23 protein-coding genes are annotated in these 26,410 nt (G+C 67.4%); 13 read left to right on the top strand and 10 right to left on the bottom strand.

Features of this window, described 5'->3' with window-relative positions; all coding sequences use genetic code 11:
• Positions 1 to 13 precede the first annotated feature (13 nt).
• From DWV11_RS17200 to DWV11_RS17215, 4 genes are all read left to right on the top strand, one after another.
• Positions 14 to 1,012, top strand: coding sequence for a LacI family DNA-binding transcriptional regulator (locus DWV11_RS17200; RefSeq protein WP_115790143.1), 999 nt, complete (start codon positions 14 to 16; stop codon positions 1,010 to 1,012).
• Positions 1,013 to 1,053: 41 nt separating this feature from the next.
• Positions 1,054 to 1,347, top strand: a complete 294-nt coding sequence (locus DWV11_RS17205) for a putative quinol monooxygenase (protein ID WP_115790144.1) — start codon at positions 1,054 to 1,056, stop codon at positions 1,345 to 1,347.
• A 138-nt stretch (positions 1,348 to 1,485) separates the two neighbouring features.
• Complete coding sequence (locus DWV11_RS17210; protein WP_115790145.1) at positions 1,486 to 1,683, top strand: hypothetical protein; 198 nt, start codon at positions 1,486 to 1,488, stop codon at positions 1,681 to 1,683.
• Positions 1,680 to 1,916 (top strand): hypothetical protein, encoded by a 237-nt coding sequence (locus tag DWV11_RS17215; RefSeq protein ID WP_115790146.1) that lies wholly within the window; start codon positions 1,680 to 1,682, stop codon positions 1,914 to 1,916. Before DWV11_RS17210 ends, DWV11_RS17215 begins: the two co-directional genes overlap by 4 nt.
• 16 nt (positions 1,917 to 1,932) lie before the next feature.
• On the opposite strand, the gene DWV11_RS17220 is transcribed toward DWV11_RS17215, so the two are convergent.
• Entirely contained in the window at positions 1,933 to 3,165 is a 1,233-nt protein-coding gene (locus DWV11_RS17220; protein WP_210725783.1) for an MFS transporter, read from the bottom strand.
• An 8-nt stretch (positions 3,166 to 3,173) separates the two neighbouring features.
• The gene (locus tag DWV11_RS17225; RefSeq protein WP_115790147.1) at positions 3,174 to 4,082 is read right to left on the bottom strand and encodes a dihydrodipicolinate synthase family protein; all 909 of its coding nucleotides are present in this window, start codon (positions 4,080 to 4,082) and stop codon (positions 3,174 to 3,176) included.
• A gap of 137 nt (positions 4,083 to 4,219) precedes the next feature.
• On the opposite strand from DWV11_RS17225, the gene pdxR reads away from it, so the two are divergent.
• Positions 4,220 to 5,632: a MocR-like pyridoxine biosynthesis transcription factor PdxR gene (gene pdxR, locus DWV11_RS17230; RefSeq protein WP_115790148.1), complete on the top strand. Its 1,413-nt coding sequence runs from the start codon at positions 4,220 to 4,222 to the stop codon at positions 5,630 to 5,632.
• Positions 5,633 to 5,787: 155 nt separating this feature from the next.
• Here the strand turns inward: pdxR and DWV11_RS17235 are convergent, their stop codons facing one another.
• From DWV11_RS17235 to DWV11_RS17245, 3 genes are all read right to left on the bottom strand, one after another.
• The gene (locus DWV11_RS17235; protein WP_115790149.1) at positions 5,788 to 5,997 is read right to left on the bottom strand and encodes a dodecin; all 210 of its coding nucleotides are present in this window, start codon (positions 5,995 to 5,997) and stop codon (positions 5,788 to 5,790) included.
• Between the two features lie 198 nt (positions 5,998 to 6,195).
• Positions 6,196 to 6,897, bottom strand: a complete 702-nt coding sequence (locus tag DWV11_RS17240) for a FadR/GntR family transcriptional regulator (protein WP_115790150.1) — start codon at positions 6,895 to 6,897, stop codon at positions 6,196 to 6,198.
• Between the two features lie 188 nt (positions 6,898 to 7,085).
• Positions 7,086 to 9,887: an alpha-amylase family glycosyl hydrolase gene (locus DWV11_RS17245; RefSeq protein WP_115790151.1), complete on the bottom strand. Its 2,802-nt coding sequence runs from the start codon at positions 9,885 to 9,887 to the stop codon at positions 7,086 to 7,088.
• 649 nt (positions 9,888 to 10,536) lie between these two features.
• Here DWV11_RS17245 and DWV11_RS17250 point away from each other — a divergent pair.
• The 4 genes from DWV11_RS17250 to DWV11_RS17265 all read left to right on the top strand — a co-directional run bounded on the left by DWV11_RS17250 (position 10,537) and on the right by DWV11_RS17265 (position 15,466).
• Positions 10,537 to 12,024 carry a four-carbon acid sugar kinase family protein gene (locus DWV11_RS17250; RefSeq protein ID WP_115790152.1) on the top strand — a complete coding sequence of 496 codons (1,488 nt, stop codon included), beginning with the start codon at positions 10,537 to 10,539 and terminating at the stop codon, positions 12,022 to 12,024.
• A gap of 19 nt (positions 12,025 to 12,043) precedes the next feature.
• The gene (locus DWV11_RS17255) at positions 12,044 to 12,943 is read left to right on the top strand and encodes an NAD(P)-dependent oxidoreductase (protein ID WP_115790224.1); all 900 of its coding nucleotides are present in this window, start codon (positions 12,044 to 12,046) and stop codon (positions 12,941 to 12,943) included.
• 121 nt (positions 12,944 to 13,064) lie between these two features.
• Entirely contained in the window at positions 13,065 to 14,570 is a 1,506-nt protein-coding gene (locus tag DWV11_RS17260) for a GntP family transporter (RefSeq protein ID WP_115790153.1), read from the top strand.
• On the top strand, positions 14,570 to 15,466 hold the full coding sequence (locus DWV11_RS17265) for a class II fructose-bisphosphate aldolase (RefSeq protein ID WP_115790154.1): 897 nt from the start codon (positions 14,570 to 14,572) through the stop codon (positions 15,464 to 15,466). Before DWV11_RS17260 ends, DWV11_RS17265 begins: the two co-directional genes overlap by 1 nt.
• A gap of 3 nt (positions 15,467 to 15,469) precedes the next feature.
• Here DWV11_RS17265 and DWV11_RS17270 read toward each other — a convergent pair whose 3' ends face one another.
• Together DWV11_RS17270 and DWV11_RS17275 are read right to left on the bottom strand one after the other, a co-directional pair.
• On the bottom strand, positions 15,470 to 18,346 hold the full coding sequence (locus DWV11_RS17270) for an aminotransferase class I/II-fold pyridoxal phosphate-dependent enzyme (protein ID WP_115790155.1): 2,877 nt from the start codon (positions 18,344 to 18,346) through the stop codon (positions 15,470 to 15,472).
• 130 nt (positions 18,347 to 18,476) lie between these two features.
• On the bottom strand, positions 18,477 to 19,481 hold the full coding sequence (locus DWV11_RS17275; RefSeq protein ID WP_115790156.1) for an Lrp/AsnC family transcriptional regulator: 1,005 nt from the start codon (positions 19,479 to 19,481) through the stop codon (positions 18,477 to 18,479).
• Between the two features lie 122 nt (positions 19,482 to 19,603).
• Here DWV11_RS17275 and DWV11_RS17280 point away from each other — a divergent pair, with 122 nt between their 5' ends.
• The 3 genes from DWV11_RS17280 (at position 19,604) to DWV11_RS17290 (ending at position 22,672) form a co-directional block, all read left to right on the top strand.
• On the top strand, positions 19,604 to 21,019 hold the full coding sequence (locus DWV11_RS17280; protein WP_115790157.1) for an MFS transporter: 1,416 nt from the start codon (positions 19,604 to 19,606) through the stop codon (positions 21,017 to 21,019).
• On the top strand, positions 21,016 to 22,182 hold the full coding sequence (locus DWV11_RS17285) for an amidohydrolase (protein ID WP_210725784.1): 1,167 nt from the start codon (positions 21,016 to 21,018) through the stop codon (positions 22,180 to 22,182). Before DWV11_RS17280 ends, DWV11_RS17285 begins: the two co-directional genes overlap by 4 nt.
• A 97-nt stretch (positions 22,183 to 22,279) precedes the next feature.
• Positions 22,280 to 22,672, top strand: a complete 393-nt coding sequence (locus DWV11_RS17290) for a DUF1304 domain-containing protein (RefSeq protein ID WP_115790158.1) — start codon at positions 22,280 to 22,282, stop codon at positions 22,670 to 22,672.
• Between the two features lie 45 nt (positions 22,673 to 22,717).
• Here the strand turns inward: DWV11_RS17290 and DWV11_RS17295 are convergent, their stop codons facing one another.
• A complete protein-coding gene (locus DWV11_RS17295) occupies positions 22,718 to 23,380 on the bottom strand; it encodes a TetR/AcrR family transcriptional regulator (protein ID WP_115790159.1) in 663 nt (220 codons plus the stop codon).
• Positions 23,381 to 23,474: 94 nt separating this feature from the next.
• Here DWV11_RS17295 and DWV11_RS17300 point away from each other — a divergent pair, with 94 nt between their 5' ends.
• Complete coding sequence (locus DWV11_RS17300) at positions 23,475 to 24,485, top strand: NAD(P)-dependent alcohol dehydrogenase (protein WP_245953749.1); 1,011 nt, start codon at positions 23,475 to 23,477, stop codon at positions 24,483 to 24,485.
• Between the two features lie 152 nt (positions 24,486 to 24,637).
• Here DWV11_RS17300 and DWV11_RS17305 read toward each other — a convergent pair whose 3' ends face one another.
• Positions 24,638 to 25,513: a leucine-rich repeat domain-containing protein gene (locus tag DWV11_RS17305; RefSeq protein ID WP_115790161.1), complete on the bottom strand. Its 876-nt coding sequence runs from the start codon at positions 25,511 to 25,513 to the stop codon at positions 24,638 to 24,640.
• A 150-nt stretch (positions 25,514 to 25,663) separates the two neighbouring features.
• On the bottom strand, positions 25,664 to 26,173 hold the full coding sequence (locus tag DWV11_RS17310) for a DUF2247 family protein (protein WP_115790162.1): 510 nt from the start codon (positions 26,171 to 26,173) through the stop codon (positions 25,664 to 25,666).
• Positions 26,174 to 26,410 lie beyond the last annotated feature (237 nt).

Genomic DNA, 26,410 nt, shown 5'->3' on the forward strand with positions numbered 1-26,410 from the left:
CGGGCGTCCGACCATGCGCCACGTTGCTGCCCTCGCGGGCGTCGGCATCAAGACCGTCTCGCGCGTCATGAATGACGAACCCGGGGTATCCGAAGCAACCCGGCAGCGTGTCCTGCAGGCCAGCCGGCAGTTGAACTACCAGTTGGATATGGCTGCCGGCAGCCTGCGCCGGTCCGGACGCCAAACCCTGTCCATCGGCTTGCTCCTGCCAAGCGTGGCCAATCCCTTCAGCAGCGAAATACACCGCGCGCTGGAGGACACCCTCTCCGAACGCGGAATCGCGGTCTTCGCGGCGAGCCTCGACGACGATCCCGAACGCGAAAAGGCGCTCGTGGCGGCCTTCCTCGGCCGAAGGGTGGATGGCATGGTGCTCACGCCGATCGGCAGGAACCAGGCGTACGTGATCCCGGAGCATTCACGGGACCTCCCCATGGTCTTCATCGACCGCGAACCGGTGGGCATCGAGGCAGACGCCGTGGTCACGGATAACGCTGCGGGAGCCGCCCGGGCCGCGGCCCACTTGGTGGGCCACGGCCACACCCGGCTGGCCTACTTTGGTGACACGCCGGAAATCCAGACGGCACGGGAACGCCGCCGCGGCTTCCTCGAGCAACTGGGCCAGGCCGGCATCCCCACCTCCACTGTTTACGTCCGGGAAGGGCTGCGGGATGTGGAATCAGCGCGGCTGGCGGCCCTTGCCGTCCTGTCCTCGGATGAACCGCCTACCGCCATCTTCTCCAGCCAGAACCTGGTCACCTTCGGGGTCATGCGCGCATTGAAGGAACTGGGCGCGAGTCGCCGCGTGGCGTTGGTGGGCTTCGATGACTTTGCCCTTTCCGACATGATGGATCCCGGAATCACCGTGATTGCCCAGCATCCTGAACGGATCGGCAAGCTCGCAGCGGAAAGGCTGCTTGCCCGGATAGATGGCGACGACGGCGCGCCGCGGACTTACGTGGTCCCCTCCGAACTGATCGTGCGCGGCTCCGGCGAGCTGCTGCCGTCGTACTGAAGTCCTGCCCAAGCCCATCACCAAAGCAAGGAGAGCCACGCATGGCCAAGACACTGTATGCCGAATTCACCGTCAAGCCCGGCAGCGAGGAACGGGTCGCGGCGATGATGCGCGAGCTGACGGAACGCGTGCGCCAGGAACCCGGCAACCAGTTGTTCCTGCCGTACACCCGCGAATCCAATCCGCGGGAGTACTTCGTGTTCGAGGTGTATCGCGACGATGAAGCCTTCCGTGAGCACATCACCGCCGATTACGGGGCCGTGTTCAATGCCGAACTCACCGAGCACATCGAGGAAGACGGCTCCGTGCTGACTTGGCTCGAACCGTTCGCCTGATCAACCCCGGGACCGTGCAATTGTCTGTCTGCACATCGCATTGGGCTATCTCTGGCCAAATGCCCATTGGTGTGAGCTGCGCGACTTTCTAGGCTTGAGGAAGTCCCGATCACCAACGGCCAAGCATGAGGTTCAACGATGAAGCGCATCGCACTCCTGGGCAACCGCGTTGCCCCCGTCAGCCCTACCGGTTCCCACGTCCCCGCCTCGGGGCCCTGGAGCCCCGACGCCGAGCCCCAGGCCGTGCAGACCTTCGCCGAAGGCCACGTCTTCCCGGCCCACAACGGTACTCCCACCATGTGGCGCCCGCGTCCGGCCATGGCGGTTTCGGCGTGATCCCCGCGGTTGCACCTAGCAAGCCCGCGCCCGAAGCCCGGCTCGTCCCGCCCGCTGATTGGTCCACCTTCACCCGCGGCGACGCCGTCTGGGTCCACGAGGACGGCTGGGGCTACGACAACGGCATCGTCGACGAAGTGGCCGGCGGACACCGCATGCTGTGGATCGTCCTGGAGCAGGGCGGCCGCCGCCTGATCTGCGGCAACGACCCCCTCGAAGTCTGGGCCGCCTAGCCTTCGGGCCCGGGCATCAGGCCGCCCGGCGTTCGCGCATACGGTCGAGGAATGATGCCCCGGAAAAGGCCAGCGTGAGGGCGACGGCGATGATCAGCGGCGCGTGCAGCGCCGCTGCGATCGTGGCCCCGGCAAACGCGGTGCCGCCAGAGCCCGCGGCGATTTTCAGAGCCCCAACCCAGATGAACACCTGGCCCCGTGCCATGGCGGGCGCATATTCGCTGCGTGCGGCCAAGGTCGCCGCAAAGAACAGCGAGTTTGCCGCCCCTGCAACGGCGTAGGCGCCGATTGCCGCCCAAAACAAGCCCGTGAGCGCAACGAGGCCCAGCGCGGCAGCGACGACAGCCGCCAGAACGGTCATGGTGCGGTCGGCGTCGCCGGGCAGCGGTTTGATCATCAGCACTCCGGAACCGGCCAGGCCGCCCAGCCCGTAGGCCGCCGTCAGGATCCCGGCGGCGGCCGGGGCGACGCCGAGGGGAACGGCGGCACCGACGGCGGTGATCGGGAGCGCCGCGACGGAGAACGCCACGATCACGGTCAGATAGAGGGTTCGGCGCAGCGGTCCGGTGGTGAGCATCAGCCGGAGGGTTTGTGCAGGGTGGGGAACCTCGCCCGAGCCGGCCGGAGGTGCCGCATGGGGAAGCAGGCGTATGAGCCCCGCGGCGCCGAAGGTTCCGGCGGCCAGTACCAGTGCTGCCACGGTCGGGCTGGACCAGGCGGAGATCGCAGCCACGAGCGAGGGGCCGATGGTGCCCCCGATGCCGTAGGTGGCCACATCCCAGCCCTGCGCGCGGCGCTGGCTCGTGCGGTCGGGTCCGGCAATCGCCGGAAGGCGGCTGCTGATGCCGCCCGTGAGCAGGGGGCCGACCAGCCCCGAGATAACCAGCAGCGCCACAGTGATGACCGTCCACACGTGCGGGTAGGCGAGGACGGCGGCGGCCAACGTCGCACCATGGAAGATGCAGGCCCAGGCAATGACGGTGCGCCCGTCCTTCGCGGTGTCGAGTACCCGTGCGATGAATGGGCCGGCCAAGTGTGGGGCCGTGATCGCCGCACCCAGCAGGCCGGCAAGCCACCCCGGTTCGCCGCTGGTGGTCGCCAGCAGCACGATGGCCACCACCGCGCCCCCATCGGCGGTGCGGGCCAGGGTTGCCGCGGCGACGTACCGGACCAGGCCAGTGGCAGCCTCGCGAGGGCTGTCCGGCAAGCGCGGTTGCTGGCCCGTCACGGGCGCGATGGTGCTTTTCACTGTGCTTTTCACCGCGGACTGGTGCTTGCGGCCAGGTCCAGCAGTTCGCAGACGCGCTCGACGGCGGCACGGTCGCCGCCGTCGAGCCCCCTGATCGGCAGCGGGAGGCTGTGCGACGCAACGAGTCCGAGGTGTTCGGCGATCGCCGCAGTCACGCGGATGCTGCCGTGGCGGCCGAACAGGTCCCAGAGGGGCTGCAGGTGCGCGGAGGTCTCCCGTGCTTCGTTGGGATTCCCGGATTGGGCGGCCCGGATCAGGGCCAGGGCCGGGGCGGGCAGGATCCCGCCGATCACCGAATACCAGGCGTCGCACCCGGCGTTCAGCCCGGTCGCAGCGAACGCGTCGCCGGAGACCCCGATGGTGACGTGGGACGGAAGGATGCTGCGCAGGTGGGCGATCCGCGCGGACGCCGCATGGGGATCGGCGGGAACCCCGGGGATCTTGATGGAGGCAACGTGCGGAAACGCGGCGATGGCCTGGTAGAGCTCGTCGGTGAAGGTGAAGCGGGTGGTGCCGGGGTTGTCGTAGACCGCCAGCGGAACGGACAGTTCGCGGGTCACGTCCTCGAACAGGCCGTACACGTCCTCAGGGGTGAGGGCCTGGTAGGAGACCGGCGCAAGCAGCACTCCCGAAGCGCCGGCATCCTGGGCGTCCTCCACGAGTTCGAGGACGTGCTTGGTGCGCAGCGCGCCCACTCCGATGACGACCGGTACGTTGCCGGCGGCCTCGACGGCCAGCCGTGCCACGCGGGCGCGCTCTTCCCGGGTGAAATAGGCGTAGGAACCGGTCGATCCCAGGGCGGTGATCCCGTCGACGCCGGCCGTTGCGAGGCGCTCCACCAAACCGGTGAATGCGGCGTCGTCGATGCGCTGCTCAGCCAAGGGGGTCAGCGGAAAGGCGTTGAGGCCGGTGAACATGATGGTGGCTCCTCGGGCGGGCGTCAGGCGGTCGGGCGGGGTGCTTGCGGAGGGCTCCGCAAGCACCCCCGTACTCATGCTCACAGCCGATTTGGTCCTAACATAGGTCCAAGAATAAAGAGACTGAGAGGTCCAAAATGAAGGCTGAACTTCCGATAGTCCTGGACCGCGCCAGCCCTGTTCCCTTGGCCGCGCAGCTCGCCGGCCGGCTTCGGGAGGCGATCCTCGAAGGAACCCTTCGGCCTGAACACACCCTGCCCGCTTCGCGGCGTCTTGCCGACGAGCTGGGCGTCTCCCGCGGAGTCGTGGTGCGGGCCTACGAGCAGATCTCCGGCGAGGGGTATCTGGAAAGCCGCGGATCGGCCGGTACCCGCGTGGCAGTGCGGCTCGACGGCTATGGAACGCCGGCGCCGAAGGCCGCTCCCAAGCCCGCGTCGCCGCCGAAAGCCATGATTGACCTGACTCCCGGCAGGCCCTCGGGCGAGCCGTTCCGGGACCGCGAATGGCGGGCAGCCTGGCGGAAAGCCATAGCTGAGCCGGTCCAGATCCAGCCCCCGCCGGCGTCGGGAATGCCCGCCCTGCGTGCCGCCTTGGCCCGCCACCTCGGCGCGTCCCGCGGACTCACCGTGGATGCGGCGGACATTGTCATCACCGCCGGAACCAGCGACGCACTCCAGCTGATCGTAACGGCACTGCGAAGCACTGCCGGCGCTCCCAGGGTCTTTGTTGAAGACCCCGGGTACCCGACCGCCCGCCGGGTCCTTAAAGCCGCGGGTGCTCTCGTTGAGGCCATTCCGGTGGGAGAAGACGGGACCAAAGTGCGCCGGCTCAACGCCCTGCGGTCCCGCCCGGATGCCATCCTGCTAACCCCCAGCCACCAATATCCGCTGGGTGGCCGGATGCCCGTCCAGGAACGCCTCGCCCTGCTCGAGTGGGCCGAGCGGAACCACGTGACCGTTCTCGAGGACGACTACGACAGCGAATTCCGCCATACGAGGATGCCCTTGCCGGCGCTTGCCTCCCTGCCGTCCAACGCCGAAGTGGTCCTGATCGGTTCCTTCTCGAAAACCCTGAGTCCGTGGCTGCGCTGCGGCTACCTCGTAGTCCGGGGAGCCGCGGGGGAGCGGATCAAAAGGGCCAGGGAAGAGTTGGATACCCCGGTGTCAGGTATCTTGCAGTCCGCGCTGGCCAACTACGTCGACGGCGGCGGGCTGGCACGGCACATTGCCCGGGCCCGGCGCCAGTATGCCCACCGGCGGGCGCTGATGATCGACCGCCTGGGAGCGCGGGACGACCTGAAGCTGGCAGCCCTCGACGGCGGACTCCACGCCATCGTCCGCCTCGACGGGAGCGTGGACGCCCGCGCCGTCGTCGAAGAAGCGCTGAAGCACGACGTGTGCGTGGTGGCCTTGGAGGGGTATTTTGCCGAAGCCGCCCCGGAGAACGGGCTGGTTATCGGCTACGGTGCGCCCTCGGACCTGCAATTGGCCCGCGCGCTGGACATTATCACCGCCATTATCGATCGGAAGGCGAATGGAGCCATCGCCTGATCCAGATGAGACGGTGGCACGCCGGCCCCGCCGTGCTACCCCGGCAACAAGAACGGGGAGGACCGGGCGCCCAAGATGCGCCGGTCCTCCCCGCAAAGTACTTTCCGGTATCCCGGGTGCTGCCCCTTTCCCGGGTGCGGCCGGTGCGCGTGGAGTCAGCGTTCCAGCCGGAAGCCTAGCTTGATGGTGACCTGCCAGTCGGCCACGTCGCCCTCGCTGAGGTGGCCGCGGATTTCCTTCACTTCGAACCAGTCGAGGTGCCTGAGGGTCTGTTTTGCGGTGGCGATGCCGTTCTTGATGGCGGCGTCGATGCCTTCGGAAGAAGTCCCAACAATCTCGGAAATGCTGTAAGTGTGGTCAGCCATTTTTGTGCTCCTCGCGATCGTCCTTGATGCCTGCGGGCGGGCATGGCCCGGCAAGCAGGCGGTGAGAGCAGGCTAACCCAGGCCGGAGCTCGCGGCTAGACACTCACCGGCGATTCCAGACAAAATGCGGGGCCCGCTCTGCGTCCTTTGGAGGATCCATTGGACGCAGAGCGGGCCCCGCAACGGGGGCGAGGGCCCTTAGGCCTCCAGTACGTAGTTCTTCAGGTCGTCCAGGGTCTGCTGCATGTGGGCGTCCATGGCCTGGCGCGCCTTGTCCGGGCTGCCGGCGGCCAGCGCGTCGAGGATGTTGCGGTGGTGCCCGATCGCGTGTTCCTGGATCTCGGGAACCTTGGAGGTCTGGGTTCGGCGGGTTTCCAGGACGCGGTGCAGGGGCTCGAAGAGCACGGCGACGAACACGTTGCCGGAGGCGTGCAGGATCACGTCATGGAAGGCCAGGTCCGCCTCCACGAACGCGGAGACGTCGTTGCTCTCGTGGGCTGCCTGCATGGCGTCGACGTGGCCGCGGAGCTTATCCACTTCCGCTGCCGAGATCCTGGACGCTGCCAGTTCGCAGGCTCCGGTTTCGAGCATGCGCCGCAGTTCGATGAGCTGGACGGCCGCGGCGGCGTCGTTCTCCCCTTCGGAGGCGGCGCGCAGCACAGCCTCGAGGGAGGCCCAGCGGCTGAGCGGGTTCACGAAGGTTCCGCGGCCGCGTTCCACGCTGAGGATCTGCTGCGCCTGGAGGGTCTTCATGGCTTCGCGGACGGTCATCCGGCTGACTTCGTGTTTCGCGCTGAGCTCGAGTTCCCCGGGGACCACCGTTCCGGGCGGAAATTCGCCCGCCACGATGCGGTCCAGCAACTCATCAGCGACGACGCCGACCAGCGACTTGCGTGCCATGGTGCTCCGTTCCCTTGCGCCGGCTGGGCCGGCTTGCCGGTGTCGCCGCGAGGGCAACACCATAGATGTCTGACATTTTACGCCGCGTTGCAGCGCCCCGCCTGTCACCCGGTGAAACACTGGCCCGCGTTGCGCACAATCGACGCAACGCGGGCCAGGGTTTTACGAGTCTATAGGGGTGGAGGGCTTCAGCCGGCCATGATGAGGTGGCTGGCCGGGTCGTAGCGGAAGGTCACCGGGCCGCCGGGGTGGTTGAGCAGGATATTGCTGCCGTTGGCCGCACCGCCCAGCCCGTAGTTCTCAGCCCAGGAATTGTTGATGGCGGCCTTGAATTCGTAACTGCCCGCCGGGAGGTCGGCTACGGGGAGCTTCCAGAGGCCTTCGGCCGGATCGTAGGCGAGCTGGGCCTGGGCGCAATCCGGCATCCAGTCCCCGGCGCAGCCCAGTTCCGAGTCCAGGCTGCCTGGCACGGACACAGCTCCAGGCTGCTGTCCGGCGTAGGCGGCACGGATGACGTTGGTGCTGTGGTCGTAGATGAACGTGACAGCGCCGCCCGGGTGGTCCAGGGCGATGTTGGCTCCGTTGGCCTCCCCGCCTGCTCCGTAGTTCTCGTCCCAGCTGCCGTTGAGTGCCGCCTTGAACTCGTAGTGGCCGGCCGGCAGTTCCGGGACGCGCAGCAGCCACAGCCGGTGCGTGGGGTCGTAGTTCATGCCGGCCTGGGCGCAGCCGGGCTGCCAGTCCGCGGAGCAGCCCAGTTCGCTGTTGAGGCTGCCGGCCACCGTGACCGAATCCGGCTGGGTGGGTTCGCCGACGGTCCCACTGCGGATATCGCTGGTGGCAGTGTGGCCGGCGTTGTCCAGCACGACGGCCCGGTATTCGACGCTGGTGCCCGATGCCAGGGCGGACACGTCGTGGAAGACCTGGTACGGGGCGTTGTCATCGACGCCGATCCGCTGCCAGTCGCCGCCCGGAACGCGGGCTTCGAAGCTGACTTCGTTGAACGACGCGCTGTCGACGGCGGCACTGACCTTCATGCGGCTGCTGTCCGCGGCGGCGGTGGCGGGCTTGCCAAGCGCGACGGCGGGCGCCGCCAGGGAGGCGGGGAGCTTGTCGACGGCGCGGTACACCACAGCCGAGAGCGGCGGCACGGTGATGGCCAGGGTGGTGTCCGCCGCCGTCGTGAGTTCCTTTGCCGCGTCGCCGTAGATCCGCTTGAATCCGGCGTTGGCCCGGTAGGTGGGCACGGCGGCGGTCTGTGTGGTTTCACTGTTGTTCAGCGCCACCAGGTACTCGCGCTGTTCCGTGGCTCCGGTGCGGGAGAAAGCGTAGATGCCGGGACCGTCCGCGGCATAGCGGTGCTGCTGGGCGCCGTCGCGCAGGGCGGGGTGCTCCTTGGTGAGGGCGGCGAGTTCCTTGATCTTGCGGTATAGGGGGTGACCGGTGGTGAAGTTGGCGGTGGCGTGCGTGGCCGAGGTGCCCAGCAGGTCGTCGTCGAGGTATTCCTGGACCTGGCTGGCGAACATCGGCTGGCGGGAGTCCTGGTCCCCGCCGGCTCCCGTGAAGCCCTGTTCGTCGCCGTAGTAGACCACGGGGTTGCCGCGCGAGAAGTACATCAGTTCGTGGGCCAGGCTGTCCCGCTTGACCAACTCGGTGTCGGTGGCACCGGCGTTGTCCTGGGAGATGAACATGCCGATCCGGCCCATGTCGTGGTTACCCAGGAAGGTGGGCAGCTGGTAGACGTTGGAGTCGGCGTCGGTGTACCAGTCGTCCCCGCCGAAGAAGTCCTGCAGGCCGGATGCCTTGCTGCTTTGCGAGGCGAAGCTGCGGGCCGCGCCCTGGAAACCGAAGTCCAGCACGGCCTGCATTTGGTTCCGGGTGGTGTACTTCGAGGTGAGGCTCTTGGAGGTGTCGAAGACCTCGCCGAACATGAAGAACTCGTCCTTGCCCTGGGCCTTCGCGTAGCTGAGGACCCGCGGGCCGAACTGCTGCCAGAACTCGTCGTTGACGTGCTTCATGGTGTCGATCCGGAAGCCGTCGATCCCGAAGTCCCGGATCCAGCCCGTGTAGATGTCCACCATGCCGTTGACCACGCGCGGCTGCTCCGTGAAGAGATCGTCCAGGCCGAAGAAGTCCCCGTAGGTGGAGTCCTCACCGGCGAAGTTCGTGTTGCCGCGGTTGTGGTAGAGCGTGGGGTCGTTGAGCCAGGCCGGGACCTTGACGTCCTTCTCCGCGTCGGGAACGAACGGCGTATAGGGGAAGGATGTGGCCGCGTCGAGGGTCGGGAAGTCCTGGGTGCCGGCGTATGCATGGTCGTCGAAGACCTCGCCGCTTGCGGTGCGGTAGGGTTCGGTGGCCTTGGAGATGTAGGGCGCGGAGGAGGTCTCCCGGTACTGGATGACGTCCGCGGTGTGGTTGGCGATGATGTCGAAGTAGACCTTCATGCCGCGTGAGTGAGCGGCGTCGATCAGCGACTTCAGCTCGGCGTTCGTGCCCAGGTGCGGGTCGATCTGGGTAAAGTCCGTGACCCAGTAACCGTGGTAACCGGCCGAGCTGTTGTCCAGTTGCCCGCCGCCCTGGACTGCTTTGTTCTTGAAGCTCGGGGTGAGCCAGAGGGCGTTGGTGCCCAGGCCCTTGATGTAGTCCAGGCGGTCCTGCATGCCCTTGAGGTCCCCGCCGTTGTAGTAGCCCTTGCGGGTGGGTTCGAAGCCGGAAACCAAGGGGTCCGGGCCGAGGCCGCCGGTGTCGTTGGCGGTGCTGCCGTTGTTGAAACGGTCGGCCATGACGAAGTAGAAATTCTGCTCGCTGATGCCGCCGCGGACCGAGTGCCCGGCGTCGGGCGAGGGTTTCCGGGCGGTTTCTGCGGCGCCTGCCGGTGCGGTAGTGGAACAGGCCAGTGCTGCGGCCAGGACGACGGCGGCGGCCCGGCCGAGCGGCCGACGGTGGCCGGTCCGGCGCGCAGCTGTGCGCTTGGAGGTTCTGGGGAATGACAAGTGATTGAGCCTTTCACGAGACGGGGTGCTGTGTGGCAAGTCACAACTGTAAGCGTTTGCTGGACGTTTATCCACGATTTTCCGGGACCGTTTGCGAGTTTTGGTGATCGATCTGGCGAAACTCTGGAAACGCTTCCAGCATGCACACTCTGCTGGATCACCCCCGCGTTGGCTGGAAAGCGCAGGGCCTTCACGGTTTCCTCAGGTCGTGGTGCCGGGTGATCCGGCAGAATGTCGGGCAGCCCATTGAGATTGGGCCAGGGCGTGGTGGATTCCGCGGCATCTTTCGATCGGCGCCTGGCTGCCTTGTGGAAACATGCGGCGCGGCGTGGCCTTTTTTCGGAATGTTGCCGCGGAAAGCTGCAGGCTCGACGTTGGAGCCCCGGCCGCGACTGGGAACAAGCCCGCGGTCGGCGAAGAGCCGGCCGGGGTTCCTTGGGATATGGCCAGGCGCTGTGATTCCCTCGCCGTTGCCGCCGGCGTCGGCCGTGCAGGAGCCGGCCCGGGTCAAGGTGTCAGCCATCCGGCCATCGTAGCGACGCAGGTCACTTGCGCCGTGGTGGCCGGCCGTGTCACACTGGTGCAAATGCAAGATGTCTGACATCTTACATTCCTGAACAAAACAGCCTTCCCACACAATGGAGTGCCCGTGGCCCTTGAAGCCGACGTCCTGGCCGCCTTCCCGGCCGAAGTCCAGGTTCCCGCCCAGCTCGTGGCCGACGCCGTCGCCGCGTCCGCTGCCGCCTCGCCGCGTATCCTCGTGGTCCTGGACGACGACCCCACCGGAACCCAATCCGTGGCGAAACTGCCCGTGCTGACCCGCTGGGACGTCGCCGACTTCGGCTGGGCCTTCACCCACGTGGTCGGAAACGGCCTGGAACCCGCTGTCTACGTCCTCACCAACACCCGCAGCCTGGACCCCGCCGAGGCCGCCGCCCGCAATGAGGAAATCGTCCGCAACGCCCTCGCCGCAGCCCCGGCCGCCGGCGTCCGCGTGGGCTTCGTCAGCCGCTCCGACTCCACCCTCCGCGGCCACTACCCGCTGGAAACGGACGTCATCGCGGCCACGGTCGCCGAGGTTGACGGTGTTGCCACCGACGGCGTGGTGATCGTTCCGGCCTTCCCCGACGCCGGCCGGGTCACCATCGGCGGCGTGCACTACATGCGCGGCGATGCCGGCACCCTCACCCCGGTCTCCGAGACCGAATTCGCCAAGGACGCCACCTTCGGCTTCGCCAACTCCGAGATGGCGAAGTACGTGGAGGAAAAGTCCGGAGGCCGCTTGGCCGCCGGGGACGTGATCGTGCTGGACCTGAACACCATCCGCGCGGGTGCCGCTGCAGGCGCCCCCGCGATCTCCGCCAAGGCCATCGCCGACGCCATCGAATCCGCCACCGACTCCACACCGATCGTGGCCGACATCGTCACCGAAAACGACTTCCGCCTGCTCGCCCTCGGCCTCGAGGAAGCCGAACACCGCGGAAAGAAGCTCCTCTACCGCGTGGGCCCGCCGTTCGTCCGCGGCCGCATCGGCCAGGAAATCCGTGCCGCCCTCAGCGGCGAGGAAGCCTATGAGGGCAACACCCCCTCCACCGCCGGCGGCCTGATCGTGGTCGGCTCGCACGTGGGACTCACCACCCGCCAGCTCAACGTCCTCACCGCCGAGCACAGCTCCGCCCGCATCGTCGAGATCGACGTCGAGAAGCTGCTCGCAGACGAAAGCGAAGCTGACGATTACCTCGGCACCGTCGTGTCCGCCGTCGTCGATGCCCTGCACGAAGGCGACGTGATCGTCCACACCAGCCGGCTGCTGATCAAGAGCGACGACGCCGCCGCGAGCCTGCGGATCGCCCGCACCGTCTCCGCCGCCGTCGTGAGCGTGGTGAACCGCACGCTGAAGACCTTCCCGCCGCGCTTCGTCATCGCCAAGGGCGGCATCACCTCCTCCGACGTCGCCGCGCACGGCCTGGAAATCCGCCACGCGATCGTCCGCGGGCCGATGCTCCCGGGCATCGTCTCCCTCTGGGAGCCGGTGGACGGCCCCGCCAAGGGCATCCCGTACATCGTCTTTGCCGGCAACGTGGGCAACGACGACTCCCTCGCCCAGGTCACCCGCAAGCTCAGCACTTCCTTCTAAGAATTCAATGGAGAACACCATGACCAGCAACTACACCGTCACCGTCCTGGGCCTGGGCGCCATGGGCCTGCCCATGGCCACCCGCCTGGCCTCCCAGCTGACCGTCCACGGTTTCGACATCGCCGAACCGCGGCTGGACCTGGCCCGCGACGCCGGCATCAAGACCTTCGCCTCGGCCCGCGAAGCTTCCCAGGATGCCGATGCCCTGCTGCTGGCCGTCCGCAACGGCGAACAGCTCAACGACGTCCTCTTCGGCGGGAACGGCGTGGCCTCCGTGCTCAAGCCGGGCGCCGTCGTCATCCTCGGCAGCACCGTGGGCACCGAAGCAATCCCGGCAACGGTCGAGCGGCTGGCGGCGTACGGCGTCGACCTCGTTGACGCGCCGCTGTCCGGCGGACCCAAGCGCGCCGGCGAAGGCGATCTGCTGATCGTGGTCGGCGCCGCCCCGGGCGCCCTCGAAAAGGCCCGCCCCGCACTGGAGCTGCTGGCGTCCACGCTCAGCATCGTGGGCGACAAGCCCGGCGACGGCCAGGCCCTCAAGACCGTCAACCAGCTGCTGTGCGGTGTGCACATCGCGGCCGCCGCCGAAGCCCTGGCCCTTGCCGACGCCCTCGGCCTGGACCAGGAGAAGACCCTGGCCGCCCTCGAAGCAGGCGCCGCAGGTTCCTTCATGCTCTCCAACCGCGGCCCGCGCATCCTCGAGGCCTACAGCGAAGACGGCGCCGAGGTGCTGTCCCGCCTGGACATCTTCGTCAAGGACATGGGCATCGTGGGCAAGGCCACCCGCGCCGCCGGACTGGCCGCACCCGTGGCCGCCGCCGCAGAACAGCTCTACCTGCTCGGCCAGGCCCAGGGCCTCGCCGCCGCCGACGACTCCGCAGTCATCAAGGTCGTCGCGCCCACCCGGCGCACCAAGTAACACGCCACCAAGTAACAAGCCCCCAAGCAGTACATCCCCAAAGCCGCTTGACGGCGGTCCCCCTCCGCCGTCAAGCAACCCCGCTAGCCTTTAACTAGCACGTCAAAGGAGACAATCCCCGATGAATCCCCTCATCACTTCCTTGGCGGTGCGGGCCGCAGATGCCCCTCCCGTCATCAAGCCGGCCGTGGAGCTTGGCACCCCGCTGCTGCTGACCATCGCCGCCCTCGGCGTCGCCGCGCTGCTGGTCATGATCATCCGCTTCAAAGTCCAGGCCTTCGTCGCCCTGCTCACCGTGAGCATCGGCGTCGCCCTCGCGGCCCAGATCCCGCTCAAGGACATCTTCACCGTCGTCACCAGCGGCGTCGGCACCACCATGGGCAAGGTGGCGCTGCTCATCTCCCTCGGTGCCATCCTCGGGCGCATGATCGAAGTTTCCGGCGGCGTGCAGTCCCTCGCGGACCACTTCGTGGGGCGCTTCGGCCGCACCCGCGTGGGCATCGCCCTGACCACCGTCGGCTTCCTGGTCGCCATCCCGGTGTTCTTCGAGGTGGGCGTGATCGTGCTGGTCCCGATCGTCTACGCCTTCTCCAAGCTCCTGAACCTGCACCCGATCAAGTTCGGCCTGCCCATGGCCGGCATCATGCTCGCCATCCACGTGGCCGTCCCGCCGCACCCGGGCATCGTGGCCGGCGCGGGCGTCCTGGGGGCCGACGTCGGACTCATCACCATGCTGTCCCTGGCTATCTGCGTGCCGCTTGGCTTCCTCTCCTACTTCGTTGGCGCTCTGATGAACCGCCGCGAAATGGAGCTCCTGCCGTCCGTCAAGGCCCAGCTCGCTGAATACGGCAATCCGGATACTGTCCACGAAGGCCACAAGCGCCAGCACGCCACCACGTCCGGCCCCGGCGCCACCTCGATCAACTCCGCCGTCATGGCCCCGCCGTCCGCCGGCCTCATCATGGCGCTGATCGCCACCCCCATCGTGCAGATCATGGTCGGCACCGTCGGCACGCTGGTCCTGCCGAAGACCCATGAGCTCTACGGCGTGTTCGCGTTCATCGGCACCCCGGCGTTCGCATTGCTCGTCGCCGTCATCCTGGCCTTCTTCCTGCTGGCCGTGCGCCGCGGCTGGTCGCTGTCCGAGACCGGCGAAATCTTCGAACAGTCCCTGCCCCCGATCGGCTCGATCCTCATGATCGTCGCCGCCGGCGGCGTGTTCGGGGAAGTCCTGAAGGTCAGCGGCATCGGCGCTGCCCTTTCCTCGACCCTGTCCGGCATGGGCCTGCCGATCATCCTGCTCGGCTTCATCATCTCCCTGGCCCTGCGCGCCGCCCAGGGTTCGGCCACGGTGGCCATCGTGACCACCACCGGCCTGCTCACCGCGGCAGTGCAGGGCGGCGGCTACACCCCCGTTCAGATCGCCCTCATCGTCATCGCGATCGGATTCGGCGCCCTCGGCCTGAGCCACGTCACCGACGCAGGCTTCTGGGTGGTGGTCCGCTACTACGGCATCACCGTGGCGGACGGCCTCAAGACCTGGACCGTCCTCACCACCATCCTCGGCCTGGCCGGCTTCGCCCTGACCTTCCTCCTCTGGATCCTGGTGGGAGGCCTGGCCCACTGATGCGAGCCAGACTCGACGAACTGGTAACGGCCGCCCTGCAGCGCGGGGCGGCCGTTCCGGCGTTTACCTGTTACGACTTCACTACCGCCACCGCCGTCGTGGAGGCCGCCGAGGAAACCGGCCTGCCGGTGATCCTCAACGTCGCACCCAAGACCGCGGCCACGCGTGCGGGCCAGCGTCTCATCGCCGCCCTCCGCGGACTGGCCGACGGCGCTTCGGTTCCGGTGTGCGTCCAGCTCGACCACGCCTCGGACCTCGCGGTCATCGTCGAGTCCGTCCGCTCCGGCGCCGACTGTGTGCTCGCGGACGGTTCCTCGCTCGGCTTCGAGGAGAACATCGCGCTGGTGCGCGAGGTGCGTGCCGCTTTGGACGCCGACGGCGGACCCGCCCACTCAGATGCCATGGACGCCGACGGCGGACCCGCCGTCGTGCTCGAAGCGGAACTCGGCGGGCTGGCCGGCGACGAGGACAAGGCCTTCGCGCTCGACTCGGACGTTCAGGCCGCAGGTCTCACCGATCCCGCCCAGGTGCGCGACTTCGCGGAGCGCTCCGGCGCGCAGCTGCTGGCCGTGGCCATCGGCAACGTGCACGGCAAGTACAAGGGCGCCCCGCAGATCCGCTGGGATGTGCTGGAACGGATCTCCGCGGTCGCGAACGTGCCGCTGGTGCTGCACGGCGCCTCGGGCATCCCCGCCGATGAGCTGCTGAAGGCACGCACCCTGGGCGTCGGCAAGGTCAACTTCAACACCGAACTGCGCACCGCCATCCTGGCCGCCCTCGAGGCTGAAACCGCCGCGCACCGGGCTGACGGCGAGAACCTCCAGGGCCTGCTGGGCCGCTGGAGCGCTACGGCCAGGGAGTTCGCCGCGGCCACGCTGCGGACGCTGGGGGAGTAGTACCTAGCCCGTCAGCACCCGGAAACCCAGCTCCGCGTTGAAGCCGTGGATCTCCCGGGTGTCGAGCGCCGACATGAAGGCCAGGGTTTCGGCCGTGATCACCTGGCCCGGCACCAGCACCGGGAACCCGGGCGGATACGGCGTGACGAACGATGCCGACACAAGTTCCTCGCCCGCCGCCACCCGGCGGGCGAGCTCGCCGGCGTCGAGGTATTCCGTGGCCCCCGGCTTGTACGTCGCGAAGTAGGCGTCCCGCATGTTGCCGTCGGGCGTCAGCGAATCCACCCTGAAACGTTCCGCGAAGCGGCTGAAGTCGGGGAGTGGTGGCGGCGAGCTGGTCAGTGCCGCCACGCGGGCTTCGTGAGCCCGCCGGCCCAGGCCGCTCATGGCCGCCTGCTCGTCCTCGAACGATTCCGCGAGCTTCACCAGCACCTCCACCAGGTACGCCACCGAACTGCGGGAGGTGCCGATGTTGGTCATGAACAGCACGCTGTTCCGCGAGGTCTTGTTGACCTGGATGCCGTACTTGTCCATCAGGTATTCGTGCTTGAAGGTGTCGCCGTCCACGCCCGAGAGCCCGATGTGCAGGGTCAGCCGGCTGGGGTCCACCACGAACTCGTCGCGCCGCCACGACTCCGCCATCGCCGCAAGCCCGTCGCGCAGCGGCATCTGCCGCTGCGTTTCGCGGTACTTCGCCGGGATGAGGTCCCGCGTGCCAAGGACCCGGAAATATTTCTTCAGCAGGGGGTGCCGTGCCACGGCCTGGGCGATGCTCACCGCCAGGTCCGCCTGCCGCTGCACCAGCTCGTAGCCTTCGAACTCCACCTGCCGGCGCCCCATGTCCAGGGAAGCCAGGATCTGGTAGTTCGGCGAGGTGGAGGTGTGCGTCATGTACGCCTCGTGGAAGCTCTCAGCGTTCAGCTGCCCAAAGTCCTGGTCGTGGATGTGGATCATCGAACCCTGCCGCAGCGAGGTGAGCGTCTTGTGCGTGGACTGCGTCGCATAGACCCGCAGCCGCGCCGTCGCCGGGTCCGGGATGAGCCGGGTCTGCAGCAGCTGCTCGTCGCTGACGTTTTCAAGACCCCCGACGGCGGCGCTGTTCACCCCGGTACCGCCTGCGGCGCCAAGCCGCCGCTGCTGTTCGGCGTACTTCCGCGCGTACGCGGGATCCCGGAACTGCTTTTCGAGTTTCTGCGCCGCTGCCATGGCCGTGCGGCGCCGGTAGATGTGGTGGAAACCGGCGAACGCAAACCAGGCTTCGTCCCAGAGGAACACCAGGTCCGGCTTGATGGCCAGGCATTCCTCCATGACGCGTTCCACGTCGTAGACGATCCCGTCAAAGGTGCAGTTGGTCAGGGCCAGCATCTTGACCTCGTGCAGCCGCCCCGCCCGGCGGTAGTCCAGGAGCATGCGCTTGATGCTCTCCAGCGGCACCGCGCCGTAGAAGGAGAACTCGTCCAGCGGGTAGGCGTCCAGGTAGGCAACCTGTGCGCCAGCCAGCATGAGGGCGTAGTGGTGGGACTTGTGGCAGTTGCGGTCCACCAGCACCACGTCCCCGGGCGCCACGATCGACTGGTGCACAATCTTGTTGGCCGTGGAGGTTCCGTTGGTGACGAACAGCGACCTCTGCGCCCCGTAGGCCCTGGCTGCCAAGGACTGCGCCTTCTTCAGGGAGCCGTGCGGGTCCAGGAGGGAGTCCAGCCCGCCGGAGGTCGCCGAGGTTTCGGCCAGCAGCAGGTTCAGTCCGTAGAACTCGCCCAGGTCGTCGATCCATTTCGAGTTGACCACCGAGCCGCCGCGCGAAACCGGCAAGGCGTGGAACACCCCGGCGGGCTTGCGGCTGTACTGCTGCACGGCGTGGAAGAACGGCGCCTCGTAGCGAGCTGCCGCACCGCCCAGCAGGGACAAGTGCAGTTCCAGGCTGTCCTGGCGGCGGAACAGGCGGCGGAAACGGCGGGTCAGGGAGCCCGCCAGTTCCTCGATGGACACCCCGGCCACCAGGTAAAGGTCCAGCTCAGGGCGCAGCCCACCGAGCTTTTCCGCGAGCATCAGGATCCGGTCCATCGGCCGGGCGGGCACCTCGCTGCCGATGAAGCCCTCCAGGAAAGTGCGCAGGTCCCGGCTCAGCCGCTGCCGGCTGCGGGCCACGAAACCGGGCCGCAGCACGCAGGCCTGGAGGTCCGGGTTGAGGAGCACGGCCACCAGGGCGTCCTCGAAGCTGGGCACGAACACCGGCTCGTAGACGAACTCGTCGGCCGGGCGGCGCTGGGCCAACAGATCGGCCCGCATGGCCTCACGCTCGGCCTCGGACATGTCGTCGATGACCAGCACCTCGAAGCGCCGCCGGGTTTCGGCGTGGCCTTCGGCTTGCTCGGCTTCGCGCTCCGGGTCCGGCGCCGTTTCCGGGGACACCTGCCCGTGCCGGGACAGCCGCCGCGTGACCGGCTCGATCAGTGCCAGTGCCCCGGCGTAATCGCCCTGTTCCAGGCTATGCCGCAGCTCCGCCACGTAGCCCTGGCCCGGCGCGGCCCAGTACATTTCCAAGGCCTCCAACGTGGGCAGCAGCCGTGCAGCTTCGGCGGACAGCCGCCCGTTGCCGGGGCTGTCCGTTCCGCGTCCGTGCCCGACGGCGGCCGCCTGCTTGACTGCGTAACCCAGGTATTCCCACGCGTCCACCCTGAGCCGCCAGGCGCTGCTGGGCACCTCGCTGCCGGGAGTCCCGGCAGCCGAGGTTTCGGCTCCGGTGAGGTGGCCCGGGAGGCGGGTGCCGGCGTCGGGTGCTGTGTCGGGTGCTGTGTCGGGTGCTGTGTCGGAAAGATGTGGTCCGTGCTGCGGGGCGGCTGCGGCTCGGGGCTGGCGGAGGGGCGCTGCGGGAAGCATGGGGATCCTGGGTCTCGTTCTGCTGGTGCCGGCGGCGTCGTTGCAGCCGGGCTGTTCCCACTAAACGACGAATGCCCTGTGGCGCGGGCCGCATTACTCCCGGTTTTGTCTGGAACCCCGGAATGCCCCGCTACGGCCCCTCCCGCCACAGCGGCAGCGGCACCACGCCCGTACTGCGGCCGTTCCGGTCCAGGATGTGGCCCAGGCGTTTGTAGGTGCGCACCACCGCCTGCCGGGAGATCACCGTGCTGCCGGGCGCGCGGGCCGCCAGCTCGCGTTCGTGCGCTTGGATCTCAAGGTAGTCGCGCACCCAGAAGGTGACCACCAGGTTCTGGGCGCCCAGAACCTGGGCGCTGAGGCGGCAACTGGGCAGTGCCGCGAAGTAGCGGCCGACGTCGTCCACCTGGCTGGCCGGGACATTGAGGGCAAGGCTCACTTCGCGCAGGTTCTGCTGCACCACGGCCGCGGTGTCGCAGCGCATGGTGATGTAGCCGGCGGCGAGGAAGCGTTCCACCCGCCGGCGCGCGGTCTGGGCGGAAACCCCGCACGCGGCGCCGAGCCCGGCCCAGCCCGCCCGGCCGTCCCGGGCCAGGGCTTCCAAGAGGTCGGCGTCGAGCTTGTCGGGGGAGTAGGCCGGCGGGGCGGGAGTGGTCTCCTTGGCCATGAGCCGGGCCCGTGCGGGCTCGAGGGTGCCGCTACGCCAGTCCGAGGCCTGCCTGTACAGCCGGGTCACGAACACCACTTCGCGCCGGGTGACGCCGGGCAGGTCCGCGAAGGAGCCGGTGACGATCGCCATCAGCTCCTCGTGGCTGGAGGCAAAGCAGTCCACGAACAGGTCGTGCGGCCCGGACACCAGGGACACTGTGCCGAACGCCGGTTCGGCGCACAGCCGCTCGATCAGGGCGCCGTGCTGTTCCGGCACTGAGGACAAGGTGATGAACGCGGACCAGCCGGCGCTAAGGTAGCGCGGGCCGGGAGACGGCGTGATCCAGGCCAGGCCCTGCCCGGCCAGGGCGCTCCAGCGCCGCGCCACGGTGGGGCCGGACAGTTCGAGGACGTCCGCCACGCGGGACCAGTCGGCCCGTGGGTTGATCTGGAGGGCGTTGACGATTTCAAGATCCAGCTCGGAGATCATGGAAGATTCTTTCAAATTTGTGCGAGTGATGGAGGCTTTCGTCAATAATCCGCGGGTGCGTGACGGCCTGAATATCGTTGTGACTCGCGCCACTCCGGGCGCCCCGAACCCAAAGGAAGCATATGGCAAGCAAGACAGTGCCAGCCGCGACAGCGCCGGCGGCCGCACTTACCCGCAGGACGATCCTCGGCATGATCCTGGCCATGGCCCTGGTCGAATCCCTCAGCGGCGTCACCCAGGGCTACCTGAATCCGATCCTCCCCGCACTGGGCCCGGTCTTCGCCATCGACGACCCCACCATCAATGGCATCTTCCTGATCTCGAACGTCAGCTTCGCCGTCCTCACCCCGATCATCTCCCGCCTCGGCGACAGCTACGGCTACCGGCTGGTGCTGCGCTGCTCCGCCGTAGTTGTGGCGCTGGGCGCCTTCATGATGGCGTTCTGGCCATCGCTGTGGACGGTGACTGCCGGCGTCGTCATGCTCACCTGCGTGGTGGGTTTCATCCCGCTGATGATGGGCATCCTGCGCGTCAGCAGCCCCTCCCACATGCGCACCGGCGTCAGCGTAATGATCGGTGTCCTTATGATCACCTTCGGTGCGGGCGGCTTGCTGGCCGGGATCATCGGCGCCTCCGAGCCGACCCTCGGCCTCTGGGTGGCGGTGCCGTTCGCCGTCGCAGCGCTGCTTGCCTCCTTCCTCCTGCCCGACGCCGGAACCCCCACCCGCGAAGGCCTCGCCCTGGCGCCGCTCATGTCGTGCTCGCTGGGCCTGATCGGCTTTGTGGTGGCGCTGTCCATGGGGCCGGAATGGGGCTGGCTCGATGTTCGCACCCTCCTGGCCGGACTGCTCGGGCTTGGCCTGCTCGCCGTCTGGGTGAGGATCGACTCCCGGCAAGCGGGCGGCCGCTTCATGGACCTGCGCATGCTCGCCAAGCCGCGGATCCGCGCGGTTTCGCTGGCGACGTTCTTCTTCGGTTTCGCCTCGATCAGCTACTTCGGAACGAACGGCATCTTCCTGCACGCCCACCCGGACAAGGCCGGCTACGGTTTCGCCCTCAGTTCCTTCAACATCGCCGTCATCCTGGCCATCGGCTCGGTGCTGTCCCTGGTGTCCTCGTTGCTGACCGCCCGGGTGCTGCGCAGCTTCGGCGAACGGGCAACCCTGGTGTCCGCCGGGGTGCTGCTGGCCGGCGGCTTCGCCGTCATGGCCCTCGCCCATGGCTCCTTGGCCGGATACTGTGCCGGCTTCGCCCTGTTCAACCTCAGCCTGGGCATGTACCAGGCGGGCACCCGTGCCCTGTCGGTGGAGGGTGTCCCCTTGGAGGAAACCTCGACGGCGGCCGGTCTGAACGAGCTGGCGCTGTCCGTCGGGATCGCGGTGGGCGCCGCCGTCGTGAAGTTGATTTCCTCAAGCACCGCCGACGGCGGGCGGATCAGCGAGGGCGGTCTCTTCGCCATCTGGGGTGCGCTCGCAGTGGCCGCGCTCGTGGCCTCGGTGGCGTCGGCCCGGTACCCGAAGGTCAAGGTGAAGGCATGAGCAACGCGGCCCTTGCGGCGCCACCCGCCGTGCAGCAGCAGTTGGAATCCGCGTTGGAGCGCTGGGAGGCCGACATCCTGGGCCTGAGCCACGCGATCCACGCGGACCCCGAACTGAGCGGGGAGGAGTACCGGGCGGCCAAGCGCGTCCGTGCCCTGCTCGGCACCGCGGGGTTCGCCTTCGACTCCGTCCAGCCCTCGCTCCCCACGGCCTTCAGCGCGCGCTACGGCAGCGGGAACCTCGTGGTGGGGCTCTGCGTCGAGTACGACGCGCTGCCGGATATCGGCCACGCCTGCGGGCACAACGTCAACGCCGCCAGTGCCGTGGGCGCCGCCCTGGCGCTGGCCGCCGTTGCGGACGAGCTTGGCATCACCGTCAAAGTGCTCGGTACGCCGGCGGAGGAAAGTGTGGGCGGCAAGGTGGAGATGATCGAGGAGGGATTCTTCGGCGACGTGTCGCTGGCCATGATGGCCCATGCCGCCGCCTCCGACGTGGTGGGCGGGACCTCCCTTGCGATGTGCATGTGGGAGGTGCTCTACGAGGGCCGCCCCGCTCACGCCGCGGCCGCTCCGGAGGAGGGCATCAACGCCCTGGACGCCTTGGTGGTGGCGCAGGCTGCCCTCGCCCTGGCCAGGCAACAGCTGCCCGCCGGAGCCATCGTCTCGCTGATCGTCACCGAGGGAGGGAGCGCGGTCAACGTGATTCCCGAGCGGGCCCGCGCCAGCGTGGAAATGCGCGCCCCGGACATCGCCACGCTGCGCGTGATCGAGGACCGGGTCCGCCGCTGCCTCGACGCCGGGGCGCTGGCCAGCCGCGCCTCGCTGACCGTGACGCCGTCGGGCAATCCCTATGCGGAACTGCGGCAGGACCGCTATCTGTCCGAGGCGTACCGGGAAGCCATGGTGCTCCGTGGGCGCGATGTCGCCTTCGATCCCGCGCCGGTGGCGTCCACCGACATGGGCAACGTCTCGCTGCTCTTGCCGAGCATCCACCCGCTGGTGGGCTACGAAGTGGGCGGCGCGGCGCACCACACCGCGGAGTTCGCGGCGCACGGGGCCACCGCTTCGGCGGACCGGGCAGTGCTCGACGGCGCGTTCGGCCTGGCAATGGCAGCCGCGGCTGCCGCCTTGGATCCGCGGGAGCGGGCGCGGCTGGTGGGGTGAGCCTGCATTTGCTGAGTTCTGGCGGGCGGCGCGGGATTCCTGGCCGCGGTCGCGTGTGACGCGGCGCGGACGCGGGCGGCGCGGCTAGGATCGGTCCATGACCGTTGCTTCCCTGGTATTTGCGCTGCTCGCCGGCCTCCTGCACGTGTACATCTTTACGATGGAGTCCGTCACGTGGACCCGGCCGGCAACCTGGAAGCGTTTCGGCGTCGCGTCCCAGGCCGACGCCGAAACCACCAAGCCCATGGCCTTCAACCAGGGCTTCTACAACCTGTTCCTCGCCGTGGGCGCGCTCGCCGGAATCGGCTTCGTGCTTTTCGGGCGCCCGCAGATCGGCTGGACCTTGGTCTTCGCATCCTGCGGCTCCATGCTGCTGGCCTCGCTGGTCCTGCTTGCCAGCGGCCGGAAGTACCTCCGCCCTGCCGTGCTGCAGGGCACGACGCCGCTGCTCGCCGTCGTGCTCGGGGTGCTGGCGGTTGCGCTGGGGTAAGGGCGAAACACCATTCCCGAGGGGGCTGTGCTTTGCAGGCGGCAGCTAGGCAGCTGACGCCGGTTCCAATGCCTTGAGGATCAGTTCCAGACCGTAGCCGAATTCGTTGCCGTAGTCGTAGTCGGGCTGCATGACAACTTGGGTGGCGATCTCAACCAGGTGCGGGTATTCCCCGCTCGCGAACCGCTCGATGATGGGGGCTGCCACCTGAGCCATCGGCTCGCCGCCTGCGATTGGGAGCGCGGCCTCTTGAAGGGCGAACCCATAGATGTAGCTGTCCAGCAGGGAGTAGGCGCGGGCGGTCTGTTGCACGGTAAAGCCTGCCGCGCGCAGTGTGGCCAAAGTTGCCTCGTGGTGCTTCAGGGTCTCCGGGCCGGGAGCTTTGCGGGATTCCAGCAGTCCGATCGCCCAGGGGTGGCGCCGCAACACTTCCCGGGCCGAGTGGGCGCGGCGGCGCATCTGTTCCTTCCACTCGCCGCCAGCCTGCGGGGTGCTGATCTCAGCAAAGACGAGGTCCACGAGGCCGTCCAGGATTTCGTCCTTGTTGGCCACGTAGTAGTAGAGGGACATCGGCTTGGTGCCGATGCTCTGGGCGAGCGACCGTATCGACAGGCCAGTGATGCCCTCGGCGTCGGCTAGCTCGAGAGCTTTCTGCAGAACCTTCCCGCGGCTGAGCTCAGGCCGGCCTGCGGCGCCTTCGCCTGTCATTTGCATGCTCCTCTTTGCCCTTCCACTTTCGTACACTGTACTGTAGCCTCCTTCGTACAGCGTACGAAAGTTGTTGGCTCACAGGAGGGATGCCGTGAAAACCCAAGAGCGCTCTCATCGTCAGGGCACCGAAACGACGGACATGCGGGCTATTGCCCGGGAAAGCTACGGCGGGCCGGAGGTGCTGCGCTTGAAGCGGGTGGCCCGTCCGGTCGTCAAAGGCAAGGATGTGCTGGTCCGGGTCCGGGCAGCCGGCGTGGACCGCGGGGTCTGGCACATAATGACTGGCCTTCCATACCTCGGGCGTCTCGCATTTGGCCTCCGGAAGCCGAAAGACCAGGTACTGGGCATGGATCTCGCCGGTATCGTGGAGGCCGTGGGCCCCGAGGCCACGAAGTTCGCCGTCGGCGACGCGGTCTACGGCAGCGGCCGGGGTTCTTACGCCGAATACGCCGTTGCGCCGGAGGCCAAACTGGCCGCAAAGCCCCAGAATCTTTCATTCGAGCAGGCCGCGGCCGTGCCGGTCTCCGCCGTCACCGCTCTCCAAGGCCTCCGCACCGGAAAGATCCAGCCGGGACAGAAAGTGCTGGTGACCGGCGCATCCGGCGGCGTTGGAAGCTACGCCGTCCAACTGGCCAAAGCCTACGGCGCGCACGTCACCGGTGCCTGCAGTACCGGAAAGGTCGGGTTTGTCCGCGACCTTGGCGCCGACCAGGTCATCGATTACACCTGTGAAGACTTCGTAGAGGCCGGCCCCTTCGACCTCATCCTGGACATCGCGGGCAACCCCCGGATCCCGCGCCTGCGTCGTGCCCTTACAGCTACGGGAACGGCAGTCATTACCGGCGGTGAGGGAGGCGGGAAGCTGGGAGGGGGACTGCACCGCCAGTTGGGCGCCATTGCGCTGTCGCCCTTCATCGGCCAGCGGCTGACCATGTTCTTCGGCCTGGTCCGTAGTGCCGACCTTCAGGACGTTTCTCGGCTCATCGAAGCCGGCGAGATAACGCCAGCCCTCGACAGAAGCTTCACGCTGGCTGAGGCGAAGGACGCCCTCCGATACCTGGAAGACGGCCACGTGGCCGGCAAGGTGACGCTGTCCGTTTGATGCGGACGCTAGCGCTATGCAGGACCTTGTCGGAGCCAACTTCCTGCAGCAGGGTCCCAGGTCCGTCGTGGGCATCCGCTCGCAGATGGGAAGTGAGATTGGGTCCCAAGCAAGGCGCGAAGTGTCCGGGAGCGCCTGGTCCCACTGAAAAGTTATCGACCTCCAACCCTTCGGGCAATCGCGTCCTGGATCTCTTTCACCGGCGGCGAGTAGCCCCGCCGGTTCTGGATCCTGAAGTCCACCAGCCGAGGAAGCCTGGCAATGGGACCAAGGTCGCCGTCGGCGATCTTCGTCGTGCCATACAGGTATAGGAGTTCCAGCCGGTCGAGGCCTGCCAGGGGCGCGGCCGTTGGAATTTCCCCGCAGTCGCTGAACTCGAAGAACCGAAGTGATGGACAGGAAGCCACGGCTCCGATCTCGGCGATCTTCCGGCAGGATGACAGCTGCAGGGTATCAAGGACCGGTGAGGGAGAACGCTGAAGCGCACTGATGTCCTCCAGATTCTTCGCCACGTAGACACCCAGCTCTGCCAGCCAAGGCATCTCCTCGACACCATCCAGAGAGCGGACCCGGGGATAGTCCTTGAAGACCAGGCTCGCTAGCGAAGAGAGCATGGCCAACGGCGTGAAGTCCGGTTCGGAGTACGAAAGCAGGAACAGCCGCTCCAACTGCGGCGCAAACCGGATCGAGCCTTGGACCTGCTCCCAGGACGCCGACAAGGCCCGCAGACGCGGCAACTGCTCAAGCTCGATCGTGGCGCGAGGGTCCGACTGAACATGCAATGACTCGAGATGGTCCGCGACCGAATAGATCGGCGAGAGATCTGTAATCGTTCTGGCGAGCAAATCCAGTCGCCGGACCGGCAATTCTTTCACGAAGGACAGATCCTTTTCGCGAAAGCCGCGTGCATAGTTGAGGACCAGCCCCGTGGCGCGCCCTTTTATCAAATAGGCTTCGGCTTTCCGCGACCAATCGCCCGTCACCACCAGGTCGACGCCCTCAGGTGTCTGCTCAAGCGTGAAAGTCATCTCAATCCTCTCTTTGAGTGGACCCAGGGTCCGTGCCGCCCGGCTTCAGTTCTTCCGGGAGAGCTTTCGGTCATCAAACAGCTACTCGAAGAAATCGTCTTGGCATCTGCGCCACAAAGTCCGGAGGAAGTCAGGTCCCTACCGGAGTCTCTATTCTGGAAGCGAGTAACCCAATGCACGGTGTTCTTCATCGAGGAAACGCGCCCAGTTCTGCAACAGGCCGCCCACCCCGACCGCTTCACTTGGTCGAGAGACCGGCATGTACCTCACCAGCCGGGCGATCTCCGGCGGATAATCGAAGTCAGCGTATATTTCTTCCACCGCCCCCAGGGGGTCCTTCAATTGTGCGCGCTGAAGGTAGGCTGCCTTCAACTGCAGGTAGAGCCATTTCCGGGCTGAATCACGAGGGTCATCGAATCGCCCGGGGAAATCGAGTCCTTTGAAGATCTCGGGGATGCGATCAACTTCTACTTGGAGCAGGACGGCGAGCTCGTAGAGCAAGGAGTCGGAACTTCCCCTGCTGATTTCGGCCACCGCTATTTCAATGACGGTCCGCTCCTTAATGAAGAAACGGTCCAGGCCATATCGAAGGTCGCCCGCTGTCATGGGTATCTGCTCCGAGAGTATGAAGGCAGAATCAAGTTCAAAGATGATGGCCATCGCTCTTCACTCGACTAGCCGCTCACGTTTCCACGCAGGAATGAAGCCCCGATGGACCAAGTGGGTCCGCGGGTGGTTGTCCCACGTGACAATCCCTGCGGCAGCGCGAGGAAACGCTCCGCGATGGGATGGATGGGTGCGCTTCATAAACCCCAGTCCCGGCGCCAGTACTCACTCAGTTCGTAGTACTCGCCCTCGTCTTCATCCTTAGCAATTACGCCGGGGACCACGTAACCC

Source organism: Arthrobacter silvisoli (assembly GCF_003369445.1).
Lineage (GTDB): Bacteria > Actinomycetota > Actinomycetes > Actinomycetales > Micrococcaceae > Arthrobacter > Arthrobacter silvisoli.